General features: G+C 52.7%; 9 protein-coding genes. 5 read left to right on the top strand and 4 right to left on the bottom strand.

Annotated features, from left to right (window positions below; all coding sequences use genetic code 11):
• The first annotated feature begins 13 nt into the window (after positions 1–13).
• Positions 14–514 (top strand): hypothetical protein, encoded by a 501-nt coding sequence (locus tag Enr10x_RS20815; RefSeq protein WP_145451244.1) that lies wholly within the window; start codon positions 14–16, stop codon positions 512–514.
• Between the two features lie 67 nt (positions 515–581).
• Here the strand turns inward: Enr10x_RS20815 and Enr10x_RS20810 are convergent, their stop codons facing one another.
• A complete protein-coding gene (locus Enr10x_RS20810) occupies positions 582–989 on the bottom strand; it encodes a hypothetical protein (RefSeq protein WP_145451243.1) in 408 nt (135 codons plus the stop codon).
• 115 nt (positions 990–1,104) lie between these two features.
• Complete coding sequence (locus tag Enr10x_RS20805) at positions 1,105–2,058, bottom strand: DUF1559 domain-containing protein (RefSeq protein ID WP_145451242.1); 954 nt, start codon at positions 2,056–2,058, stop codon at positions 1,105–1,107.
• A gap of 446 nt (positions 2,059–2,504) precedes the next feature.
• On the opposite strand from Enr10x_RS20805, the gene Enr10x_RS20800 reads away from it, so the two are divergent.
• Positions 2,505–4,082 carry an arylsulfatase gene (locus Enr10x_RS20800; RefSeq protein ID WP_145451241.1) on the top strand — a complete coding sequence of 526 codons (1,578 nt, stop codon included), beginning with the start codon at positions 2,505–2,507 and terminating at the stop codon, positions 4,080–4,082.
• Between the two features lie 36 nt (positions 4,083–4,118).
• Here Enr10x_RS20800 and Enr10x_RS20795 read toward each other — a convergent pair whose 3' ends face one another.
• Positions 4,119–5,777: a coiled-coil domain-containing protein gene (locus Enr10x_RS20795; protein WP_145451240.1), complete on the bottom strand. Its 1,659-nt coding sequence runs from the start codon at positions 5,775–5,777 to the stop codon at positions 4,119–4,121.
• A 153-nt stretch (positions 5,778–5,930) separates the two neighbouring features.
• Positions 5,931–6,899: a C-terminal binding protein gene (locus tag Enr10x_RS20790; RefSeq protein WP_145451239.1), complete on the bottom strand. Its 969-nt coding sequence runs from the start codon at positions 6,897–6,899 to the stop codon at positions 5,931–5,933.
• A 343-nt stretch (positions 6,900–7,242) separates the two neighbouring features.
• Between Enr10x_RS20790 and Enr10x_RS20785 the strand changes: the two genes are divergently transcribed.
• The 3 genes from Enr10x_RS20785 (at position 7,243) to Enr10x_RS20775 (ending at position 12,610) form a co-directional block, all read left to right on the top strand.
• Positions 7,243–7,683 (top strand): hypothetical protein, encoded by a 441-nt coding sequence (locus tag Enr10x_RS20785; RefSeq protein WP_145451238.1) that lies wholly within the window; start codon positions 7,243–7,245, stop codon positions 7,681–7,683.
• Between the two features lie 131 nt (positions 7,684–7,814).
• Positions 7,815–9,305, top strand: coding sequence for an efflux RND transporter periplasmic adaptor subunit (locus Enr10x_RS20780; protein ID WP_232093080.1), 1,491 nt, complete (start codon positions 7,815–7,817; stop codon positions 9,303–9,305).
• A 71-nt stretch (positions 9,306–9,376) separates the two neighbouring features.
• Positions 9,377–12,610, top strand: coding sequence for an efflux RND transporter permease subunit (locus tag Enr10x_RS20775; protein ID WP_145451237.1), 3,234 nt, complete (start codon positions 9,377–9,379; stop codon positions 12,608–12,610).
• Positions 12,611–12,646 lie beyond the last annotated feature (36 nt).

Here is a 12,646-nt window from a genome sequence, read left to right as displayed (position 1 = left end):
CGGGAGACGAGAAATGGGATCGAACTGCTGTTTAGTGAATCCTGTCAAAGAAGAGTATTTCGAGCCAGGTTACTTATTGGGGGCAAACTTTTTTCGGGGCTTTTTAGGAGATCCTTACACCGGGATGGTCCTTAAACATCTCATCTCAGATTTGGATGGTACGCTAGAGATGACAGGACGTTGGGTTGGGGATCCTGTTATTCTGGCGAGTAGTGATAGTAAGACTAAGCTTTATGATCAAGCTATGGATTCATTCAGCAATATCAGTTACCTGGCAATGGTTGATCTTTGTGGTTCAGAAAAGATCCTCGATCAAATGATTACTTCGGCTCAGGTGAGTGGATATTTTTTGGTACATTTCGTAAATGCTTTTTCGCTTGTGGATCCTATACAGTTTCACGCATCGATCCAGGACAGGCTGGGGGAGAATTGGAAAATTCGTTATCAGGAGACGATTTCAGAGTCGAGTTGGCTGGTCAGTGGAATAGACTGGCATCGTATGGCAAGAGAGTGAATTCGGGAACTCAAAAAACTTCATTCCCAGCAGACAGGAATGATCTCCCCCAGTTATTTCTCGAATTTCATTTCGACTTCAATACAAATTCAAATTTGTTTTCCCCATCTGCTTTGACCTCGGCGGTGAGTTCGGTGTTTGTGTTGTAGTTAGCGGGAATATAGGATTCCGTGATTGGTTCGTCATACTGGTCCTTTTTACCAGTATCGCGTGAGGCTGAGATCAGAACTTTTTTATTTCCGAACTGACTGTTAAACACAAACAGACCGTTTTCAATGCCTCCGGCGGAAGAGCCTCCTTTCCCGTCAACCGGGTCGAAGACAATACTGCCTTGTGGAAGGGGCTCTCCATCAAAAGTGACTGTCCCCTGAACTTCAACTTCTGGAGGCGTATTGGAAGAACCACTGCAACCTGAAAGAAATATCAAAACAGCTGGTATCAAAACAGAATAACGTCTGGCGTGTATTAAAGGCATGTGATGCCCCTTTCCATAGTGAGCGCGCATGGATCATTTGAGGATGAAAAAATCACTTCAGAAAAACAGGCCCCCTGCTGGTTTGCTGTCAGCAGGGAGAGTTCAGTTTATCGGTTTAGAATTCTCCGATGGTCTCTTTTCCTTCCCGAGTGCCTAAGGCACGGAACAGGCTGGTATCGATATTTTCTGAGACAAAACGCACGGAACCATCACCCATGAGGGCATGTACGCCGCCTTCATGGCGACTGCGCGCATGAATCTCATTGTCCGTACTGGAACAGGCCCGGCAGGGAGCATCTTCGGTACCATTACAATATTGTGCGACATCGCCTGTGGGTGTGTTGGGCGGTCGAAGGGTGGTGAAGGTCAGGCCACCATTGTGATAGCTGTTATGATAGCGGCCGCGAAGATCGTGTGAGCCGCCACAGACGACATTTCCTGCTCCCTGGGCAGAAATGGAATCTTCTGCGATATTGATTTCACTCCCCATGATGGTGGTTGTCGTTCCATCGACCACATCCCGCATACGGGTTTTGGAGAGGTTGTAAAACATTCCATTCAATTTAGGATAGGTGCCGGCTGCCCCTTGTGAGGTCGATCCGGAACAGAGCAGATAGTTGCCGTGGAAACCCTGTTGGGTAATCTTGCCTGCTTTCGGGTCGGAAGGGCAACTGAAAACCGGCACACGGACTGTGGCTTCCGGCCATCCTCCGGGAAACTGATTCGCTTGAATGCGCGGCGTGATTTTATTGTACAAGGGGGCCTGATCCACAAATGGGAGCAGCATGTGGAACCAGCCCTGCCTGGTATTGGACGTTGCCCAGGGAGATGTTGAAGCAGCGTTGACTCTGCAGACGGTTGAAAAGGGAAAGACACTGTGTGTCTCATGATAATTATGTAACCCCAGACCGATCTGCTTCAGGTTATTTTTGCAGGTGGAGCGTCGGGCCGCTTCACGAGCCTGCTGGACGGCCGGTAACAACAAGGCGATCAAAATGGCGATGATGGCAATCACCACCAGCAATTCGATCAGTGTGAACCCACGGTGCTTTAAATGCGTTTGAGTCATGTCACTTTTTCCTTTTGATTGAGATGAATTGAGAAAAAGGTCTGTGTCGCCAGGAAAATTCAGATCTGAAAATCCTCTTTGCCTTCAGAAATATCAAGTTGCATTTATGTGTGGGACGATGAATGAGATAGAGCACACACTGTTTGTTTTGCTGAGACTGAGCGCATTTTCCTACAGTCAAAAAAGTTATAAGTAGGTATTAATCATTAGTTCATTAATATACTAATGATTAATTAAGTCTACAGGTTGCCACTTTTAAATGTCAATGAATTTCTATTGAAAATCAGGTTTCGAAGACATCGCAGGTGAATGAGCCTGATATCCCAGCTCATTTTCACAAAGATGAATTCTTCAGATTGGGATGCGACAGGCTGACATCACATTACGCAGACGCTTATAGTAGAAATCGAACTTCATTTGCGTTCCAAATATGGGAGACGAAGGGCATGATTTCGAATCTGTTGCGCTGCATCAGTTATGCATTCATCTGTTTAATCATTACTGCGGTCGCTCAAGCTGCAGAACCTGACAAATCAACGCAGCGTCCCAACATCATTCTGATCATGTGCGACGACATGGGCTGGTCGGATCTGGGTTGTTATGGCGGAGAAGTGCAGACCCCCAACCTTGATCAGATGGCGCGGGAAGGATTGCGTTTCACCCAGTTCTACAACAATGCGGTCTGCTGGACCACGCGGGCTTCGCTGGTGACCGGGCTCTATCCCCGTTATCCCCGGCCGTTACTGACGAAAAACATGGTCACGCTGGGAGAAGTCATGCAGCAGGCCGGTTATCAGACGGCTCTCAGCGGCAAATGGCACCTGGGACGCACCGATACAACGCATCCCGTTTATCGCGGGTTTGAAGACTATTACGGTCTACTCGACGGCTGCTGCAATTTCTTCGATCCCTATTACCAGGACCCGAAATACAAGTGGGGCATCACCGGCGATGGTCATCGCTTCTTCGCCAAAAACACAACGCGGATCACCGAGTTTCCCGATGACTTCTACACCACCGACGCCTTCACCGACCACGCGATTGAGCAGATTAAAGGCTATGCGAAATCAGATCAGCCTTTCTTTCTGCATCTGTGTTACACGGCTCCTCACTATCCGCTGCATGCCAAGCCCCAGGATATTGCGAAGTACAAGGGCCGCTATGCCGCGGGCTGGGAGGCTCTGCGGGATGAACGCTATCAGCGGCAGTTGAAGATGGGGCTCGTCGATCCGCAGTGGAAGCTGCCCGCGCGGGATCCGGAGTCGGCTGACTGGGAGAAAGACAAATATCCCCGCGACTGGCAGCAGCGGCGGATGGAAGTCTATGCGGCGATGATCGACTGTATGGATCAGAATATTGGCCGCCTGATGGCAACGTTAAAAGAGACGGGCGTGGATGACAACACCATCGTGCTGTTTCTGTCAGACAATGGTCCGGATGCCAGCGAACCGGGAGGCGCGAATCCCAAACAGCAGCCCGGTCCCAAAGAGTATTACACCACCTGCGGTCCCAGCTGGGCCTTTCCGCAAAATACACCGTTCCGCCGGTTCAAAACCTGGATGCATGAAGGGGGCATCTCGACCCCGCTGATTGTCCGCTGGCCCGGTCATGTTACTCCCAATTCACTGACGAAACAGCCGGCCCACATCATCGATGTCATGCCGACCTGTATCGAACTGGCGCAGACGAACTACCCGGAAAAATTTGATGGTCACAAAATCATTCCCGTGGAAGGCAAGAGTATGCTGCCTGTCTTCCAGGGAGAAACCCGGGAGCCGCATGCCTCACTGTTCTGGGAGCTGCGCAACAACCAGGCGGTTCGGCAGGGAAAGTGGAAGCTGGTGGCGGATCGAACCATCAATCGCTGGGAACTGTATGACCTGGAACAGGACCGTACGGAGACCAACGACCTGGCTGCACACTATCCGGAGCGGGTGACAAAGATGAAGGCCGCCTGGCAGAAGTGGGCTGAAAAGACGGGCGTCGCGAACGAGAAGCACCAGCGCGGTAAACAGATTCCCTGAAAGTGATTCAGCGAATCGGAAGAATGCCCGTGAGGTTTAATTCAGAAAGCCGAGCCAGCGTTTTTTCTGATCGTCGTCAAGATTTTTTTCTTCGGGGACCGCTTCGTCTTCGCCACGCTCCAGGTTCAGGCCGAGTTGCTTTTCTTTTTTCCGAATCTGTTCTTCGCGGTTCTGCAGCATCAGTTCGGTACGGGACAGACGTGCCCGCTCGATGGAGATCTCGACTTCAGCCAGCCCCAGGTTATGTTCCAGATCATGCTGCAGTGTCTGCAGGTGTTTTACCAGATCTTCAGGAGCATTGTTGATCGCCTCCCAGTTGACGGGGATGACGGCGGTTTCCGCTTCGCGCAGACGTTTGATGAGCAGACTGATGTATTGATCCCGTTCCCGGATTGCAGCGGTCAGTTCTTCATGAGAGGCCTGATCGTAACTGATTTCAGCAGGAGCTTCTGGCAAGGGGGGCTTGTAGCTGGCCAGCGTGCGACCGGCGCTGCCGGAGAGCAGGGCACTGTTGTATTCGACGGGAGCAGGCTTTGGCTCAGGTACGGGAACTGGCTTATCCTGCAGGTCGCTGGAGACATCGACCCCCTGACCGGAGAGCAGCTTTAGTTTCATGGCTTCCCAGCCGCTGACGGAAGGGTCTGCTTCTGGTTGAGTCGTCTCTGTGACCGGTGGTGGCTCAGCGGGTTCTGTTTCAGTTGGTTCTAACTGCGTTTCTGGAAGTACTTCTTCTGCTGCGGGGACATTGGGGGTAGACAGATAATCCACCAGGCTGGACGGCTGCGGGGCGGCGGGGCCTTGTACGAAGCCGTCTTCGACCATTTTCTTGAGCTCGGCGATCTGCATCTCAATGCGGGCCAGGGAAGACTCTGTCTCCATGCCCTGCATCTGTTCCAGGAAGGTGTGCAGATCCTGGGTCAGCTTCTGCTGTTCTTCAATGACTTCGCGGGGAATGCCGCTGGAGACCGTCATGCCTCGATCGGCGCCAGTCCGGTGTCTGCGATCCAGCTGTTCCGCGACCTGTTCCAGTCGTTCGGTGAGCATCACCACGAGCTGGTCTTTTTCCTGCAGCTCGGTTTCCAGTGACTGCACCCGCTGTTTTTCAGCAGCTGAGAATTCCTGGTACTCCCGCCGGCTCTGTTCCAGCTCGGCTTCGACTTCGGACAGTCTCTGTGTCAGGTCGGTAACGAGTTGTGTCTTTTCCTGGAGTTCTGCTTCGAGTTCTTCAACATGGGGACCTTCCGTGTCGTCTGTCTGCTGCGGGTTGTTTTGACAGCGCTCCAGTTCCGCAGCAACTTCCCCTAAGCGTTCCTTGAGGGTCTCAACCAGTTCGGCTTCTTCCCGCAGGCAGGCTTCCAGTTCTTTGATGCGGCGGCTGTCTACCTTGGAAGCCTCATGTCTGTGGTGCTGATTCTTTTCCAGTTCTTCAGCGACTTCCGTGAGACGTTCGGTCAATGTCTCGACCAGTTGCTCTTTTCCCAGCAGTTCTGCTTCCAGTGCCCGGATCTGCTCACTTTCAGAAAAAGCGACTTTTGCTTCACTGGCACTATCAGTGCGATCCTTTTCAGTGTGATCCTCTCTGGCAGGTTGAGGCGCAGCATCTCCCTCGGGAACCGGTTGCGCGTGCTGGAACGCGGGCGAATCGATTCGCTGATCAGCGTGATCGGATTGGGGAGAGTTATCGTTGTGGGCCATCCATTCCTGCCTGAGTCTGTGAAGCCTTTCCTGATGCGTTTCGTCTAAAGTTAAATACAGCTAAGTTTAACCTAGCTCATTGAAATGCATTCGTAGTGGGTTTCACTGATTCAGTGATGCAGTTTTTCGACATCTATTTAAGGATGGTACCGATTATGCGAGTGCTTCCGGGTTTACTATATTCATAGTATCTTTACCCACGAGTACATCCGCTACCTGACGGGCCGCCTGCGCTCGAAGTTCGTCCAGTGATTCGCTGGAAATAAAAGCGGCATGAGGGGTTGCGATCACCCGTTCATGCTGGAAAAACGGATCGGACAGGTCGGGTGGTTCTGGATCGAAGACATCCAGTGCGGCACCAGCAATGCTCTGATTCTGGATGGCTGATTTCAGCGCGTCGAAATCAATCAATCCTCCCCGCGAAGTGTTGATAATCAGCGACGTGGGTTTCATTTTCTCGAAAGCAGCGGCATCGAACTGATGCTGCGTCGCTTCGGTGAGGGGAGCATGGATCGAAATGACGTCGCTTTGTTCGAGCAGTTCGTCGAATGAGACCATGCTGGTTCCGGTGCCATAATCGTTGCCGGACGAATTGGTGGCGATGACCTGCATGCCGAAGGCGCGGGCCCGTTCTGCAACGGCCTGCCCCGTCAGTCCAAAGCCAAACAGTCCCAGTGTCAGTGTGCCCACCCGGCGGGGCATGGGGGCGGCGGAGAGATCATAAATGCCCTGCTTGGTCTGGTGATGAAAAAAAGCAACGTTCCGCAGACTGGCCAGCATGAGGGCAATCGCATGGTCGGCGACTTCCGGGATACAGTAGTCGGGTACGTTCGTGACGGGAATCTTTTTTGATGTCGCATATTTCACGTCGATATTGTCGAGACCGATTCCCAGGCGGGCAATCGTTTTGCAGTCCGGGGCCGCTTCGATCACGGATTGGGTGACCTGGGCCCAGCAGGTGGCGATCGCATCGACGCCGGTCGCGCACTCGATCAGGGTCTGTTCATCTGCTCCGGGAGGGGCTTCGATGACTTCCGCATCCACGCGGGCTAATTCCTGTTTTTCGACCTCACAATCAGGCCAGGCACGATCCGTTATCAAAACGCGGTATTTCGCAGACACGATTCACTCCTTTAGCAAGTTCCGTCTTGAACTCGACTTTCATTTCTGAAGTTTCTTTCAAGGGCGCACTTTCCAGTCTAGCTGTCAGGCCCCGATAAGGGAACTGATGCTGATCATTTCCGCAAGAGTCAGTTTGATTACAGCGTGTTCATTTCTGCAACAACTTTGAGAGAATGCCTGAATTTATATCCGGTTTGTAAAGTGCCGTATCGAAACTACTTAGCGGAAATATTTGCTTCAAGGCGTTTTTCGGATTCAAATTTGCGATATCTGGAGAGAGCTTGACACATTTCGCATTTGGTGACATGATTCCCATGAAGTTACCGTCTGCACAGGAAAGAACATGATTTTACGTTTGACCGTCATTTTGATGCTGTTTTCCATGCTGTCCCACACATTGCTGGGCTGTGGCTGGCATCATGCGCATGACGCTCATGCGGGACATGCCGGTGCCTGTCAGCCGGTGGCGGTGTGTGATCATGGGGCAGAACATGCGCATGACCACCATACAGATCACGCTCACGCAGCGGAACATCAGGAAGAACACCCGGCTCCGCAGCATTCTGATCCCTGTCACGAAGGACGCTGTTCCTATCTGACAGCGGCTTCCGTCAAAGTCCATGAGGATTCACCGCAACTGGTGAGTCTGCTCCCGATCTGGAACCTGCTGTGTTCCGCACAGGAAAAACAGTATGTGAACCAGATGCGAGAACAGATCCCGGCATTTCAGTTTTCCGCGCCGGGCGTGCGCGCACAGGCACAGACGACCGTCTGGTTGATTTAACCGCAGCGCTACTCCACTTGTCGATCCGATCTCGTATGCTGACAACGACCTGTCAGTTCGCTTTGAAACCTTGAGATCGGCTCTGTTCGACTTTCTACGCGCCTTTTCTGCTGCAATCTTAGAGGACTGAGATGAATCAATCAAAGCTCAAACAAAACTGGGTCTGGATCCTGTTTTTCCTGATCCTGATCCCTGTCAGTTTTCTGGTCTGGAGTACCCGGAACCAGTGGATGCCCACTGTGAAAAACATGACAGATAACGGTCAATCTGCAAGTCAGAGTGACCAGCATGCTGCTGAAGATGGTCATTCAGATGAGGATCATCATGGCCACGATCACGCGGGGCATGAAGAATCCACATCACTGGAACTGTCTCCCCAGGCACGTAAAAACATTGGTCTGACCCAGGGGAAAGTGGTCCCGATCAAACTGCAGTCATTCACAAGGACACTTACGATTCCCGCAATTGTTGCTGAACGACCCGGCAAAACGAGAGTTAAAGTCGTCGCACCCATGACCGGAATCGTGACCAACGTGAATGTGATCGAGGGTGAGGCAGTCCAGCCCGGCCGGGAACTGTTCAAGATCCGGCTGACCCATGAAGACCTGGTGCAGGCGCAGGCTGCCTTCCTGAAAACGTTGGGGGAACTCGATGTTGAGAATAAGGAGATTGCCCGGATCAAGGAAATTACCGATAAGGGGGTCATCGCCGGTAAGGTCCTGCTGGAACGACAGTACGCCAAAGAAAAACTGGAAGCGATTCTGAAAGCACAGCGGGAGGCTTTGCTGCTGCACGGCTTCTCCGAAGGCCAGGTCGACCAGATCAGGGATACCCGTCGTTTGATCAAAGAGCATCAGGTATATGCACCCCAGTTGCATGATCAGTCGGGCGAAGTCCAGCTGCCTAACGTGGCGATTCAACGCATCTCGGCACCGGCCCCCGGTTCACAGGATTATAGTACCGCGTCTCAAAAATCGATGTTCATTGTCCAGTCTCTGAATATTACCAAAGGAGATTTCGTACAGGCCGGTGACACGCTGTGCGTGCTGGCCGACTACCAGGAGCTGTACATCAAAGGTCAGGCTTTCGAGCAGGAAGCCGATGAGCTGACACGGTGCCTGGAGAACAAGTGGCCCGTCGATGCCATTCAGGAGATCAATGATAAAGAGAAAGAACTGATTAAGAATCTCAAGATCGATTATCTGGACAATCAGATTGAAACCGATGCCCGTGTCTTTTCCGTCTATGTGGATCTGCCCAACACCATTGAGCACGAAAATGTGCGTAAGGCAGGGGAACGCTTTATCACCTGGCGTTTCAAGCCGGGACAGCGGATGCAGTTGCGGATCCCGGTAGAGACGTGGCAGAAACAGATTGTGCTACCGGTGGAGGCGGTGGTCACGGAAGGGGCGGAGAATTTCGTATTTCAGGAGAACGGAGACCACTTTGATCGACGTCCAGTCCATGTCCTGTATAAGGACCAGCTCTGGGCCGTGATTCAGAATGATGGGGCAATCTTTCCCGGGGACAAAATCGCCCTCACGGGAGCACATCAGATGCAGATGGCTTTGAAAAACAAGGCTGGCGGCGCTGTGGATCCTCATGCAGGTCACAACCACTAACAGCCCTGCAATGTGCTGCACTGATTCTCGTTTGCTTCTTTTGAAACTGACTCCCGGTACGGAATAATCCAATGCTCAATGCTATCATACGTTTTTCTCTGAAACAGCGGCATCTGACGCTGGCCTTCTCCCTGTTCCTGATCGGATTCGGGACCTGGCAGGCGTTCAGCATGGCCATCGATGTGTTTCCCAACCTTAATCGCCCGCGGGTAGTGGTGATGACGGAAGCACCGGGGATGGCTCCCGAAGAAGTTGAATCGCTGATTACCTTTCCCCTGGAAACAACGCTCAACGGTGCCACAGGCGTGCAGGCCGTACGCAGTTCCTCCGGTGTGGGGATCTCGGTGATCTATGTGGAATTTGAATGGGGAACCGATATCTATAACGACCGGCAGGTCGTCAACGAACGTCTGCAACTGGTCAATGATCGGCTACCCGAAGGAATTAAACCACAGCTGGCGCCGATCTCATCCATCATGGGACAGATCATGATGCTGGGGATGTGGAGCGAAGATGACAAAACCTCGCCTCTGGAAGTCCGGACCCTGGCAGACTGGGTCGTCCGTCAGCGGCTGTTGACGATTCCCGGCGTGTCCCAGGTCTTTACGATGGGGGGCGGGCGGAAACAGTTCCAGGTGCTGGTGAATCCGGATGCACTCATCAAGTATGGCGTCACCCTACACGATGTCCAGAAAGCCTGCCAGGAGAGTAATCTGAATACAACGGGTGGGTACCTGGATGAGCAGGGGCCTGATGAATTTCTGGTACGCGCCCTGGGCCGCATTCAGACGCTGGATGACCTGAAAAAAGTCGTGGTGACCAGGCAGAAAGGGCGGCCCATCGTGCTCTCTCAGATTGCTACGGTGACCGAAGGCGCCCAGGTGAAGCGGGGAGACAGTTCGGCTTACATCAAGCAGAAAGACGGCAGCTTTACCGGCGGACCTGCGGTGGTACTGACCGTCAATAAACAACCCAATGCGGATACGCGGCGGGTCACTAACGATGTGCTGAAAGCACTGGAGGAACTCAAGCCCTCATTGCCTGAGGGTATTCGGATTCAGCCGGAACTGTATTCACAGAAATCGTTCATCGATCGTTCGATTGAGAATGTGATCGAGGCCCTGCGAGACGGGGGCATCCTGGTGGTGATTATCCTGTTCCTGTTCCTGATGAATTTCCGTACCACGTTTATCACACTGACGGCCATTCCGCTGTCGATTGCCATTACGGCAATTATTTTTGCGGTCTTCGGGTTGTCGATTAATACTATGACCCTGGGGGGGCTGGCAGTTGCCATTGGTGAACTGGTGGATGATGCGATTGTCGACGTGGAAAATATTTTCCGCAGGTTACAGGAGAACCGCTACCGCCAGGATCCGAAGCCGACGCTCCTGGTCGTATTCCAGGCCAGTTGCGAAATCCGGAATTCGATTGTTTTCGGGACCGTGATCGTGGTCCTGGTCTTTCTGCCTCTGTTTGCCTTGTCGGGCATGGAAGGCCGCTTATTCACTCCCCTGGGGGTGGCTTATATCGTTTCAATTCTGTCGTCTCTGCTGGTGTCGCTGACCCTGACTCCCGTTCTGTCATACTGGCTGCTCGGAAAGAAATTCGGGTCTCCGGTCAAGAACCCGGAGGAGACCACCGGCAACGAAAATTCTCACAAGGATGGTCCGCTGCTCCGTTTCCTGAAATGGGGGGCGGGACTCGTGATCGGCTTCAGTATCCGGTTCTCCAAGCCTTTGCTGATGCTGGGCATCATCGGCGTGCTGATCGCGGGGCTGTTCCTCATGCAGCTCGAACGGGACTTTCTGCCTCCCTTCAATGAAGGGGTAGCCCAACTGAACGTGGTGCTGCCACCGGGAACCTCACTGCGGAAATCGAATGAAATTTCTGAAACCGTGATGGACCGTCTGAAGCAGATCAAAGGTGTCGCTGCCTTTTCCCGTCGAACCGGACGGGCGGAACTCGACGAACATGCGGAAGGAGTGAATGTCTCCGAATACATCATCTCCTTCGATCCGGAGTCCGGGCAGAGCCGAGAGGAAGTCCTGGAAGATATCCGGCATTCCATGGAAGCCATTCCTGGGATTGTGATCTCGGTAGAACAACCGCTGGCACACCTGATTTCTCATATGATCTCCGGGGTCAAGGCGCAGGTCGGGATCAAAATCTATGGGGAAGATCTGACGATCTTGCGGACAACGGCAAAGAAAATGGGAGCCGCGATGCGTTCGGTGCCCGGCGTGACCGATGTGCTCGTGGAGCCACAGGTGGAGATTGACCAGCTGCAGATTAAACTGAACCGGGATAAACTCAAGTTGTATGGACTGACCCCCGCTTACGTGAATGAATACATTCAGACCGCGATGAACGGCATGGTCGTTTCTCAGGTCCTGCAGGGGCAGCGTACCTTCGATCTGTTGATCCGGATGGACGAACAATACCGTGAGGACCGGGAGATATTAAAACGCTTGACGATCAATTTGCCTGATGGCACTACGACGCCGTTGTCTTCCGTGGCAGAGATTACCGATTCATCCGGTCCGAATACGATCAATCGGGAAAAGGTTCAGAAGCGGATCATCGTGCAGTGTAATGTGTCCGGTCGCGGGCTGGTTGACGTGGTGCAGGACATTCAGGCGAAACAGAAGCCGATTATCGAAAAACTCCCCGCGGGTTATTTTGTGGAATACAGCGGGCAGTTTGAGAATCAGCAGACTGCTTCCCGACTGATTTCGATCCTGTTTGTGGTTTCAATGCTGGGCGTCTTTCTGGTGCTGTTTACAATGTTCCACTCCGTGAATTTTTCTCTACAGGTGATGGCGGCACTGCCGATGGCCTTTATCGGTTCCGTGATCGCCCTGGTGGTGACGGGACAGACCCTGACCATCGCGGCGATGGTTGGTTTTATTTCTCTGGGCGGCATCGCTTCCCGCAATGGGATTCTGCTGCTCAACCACTATCTGCATCTGGTGAAATACGAAGGGGAAAGCTGGACGCGCGAGATGATTATCCGGGCGGGGCAGGAGCGTCTGGCACCAGTGTTGATGACCGCGCTGACGTCCGGCATCGGTCTGGTGCCCCTGGCTCTGGCGCAGGGAGAAGCGGGTAAGGAAATCCTGTACCCGGTGGCTACGGTGATCATTGGTGGTCTGCTCAGTAGTACGATTCTGGAATTCTTCATCCGGCCTGCTTTGTTCTGGAGCTTTGGTCGTGAGGCAGGCGCCCGGATTGTCGAACTGGGAATTGAAGATATTCCACTGATTGAAGAACGGGAGGAACAGGCAGAATCTGCCACCCATTAAAGATGATACGGCGTAAAACTGTATTACGAATCTGAA

This window comes from Gimesia panareensis (assembly GCF_007748155.1).
Taxonomy (GTDB): domain Bacteria; phylum Planctomycetota; class Planctomycetia; order Planctomycetales; family Planctomycetaceae; genus Gimesia; species Gimesia panareensis.
This window is presented reverse-complemented; position numbering and strand designations above follow the sequence as displayed.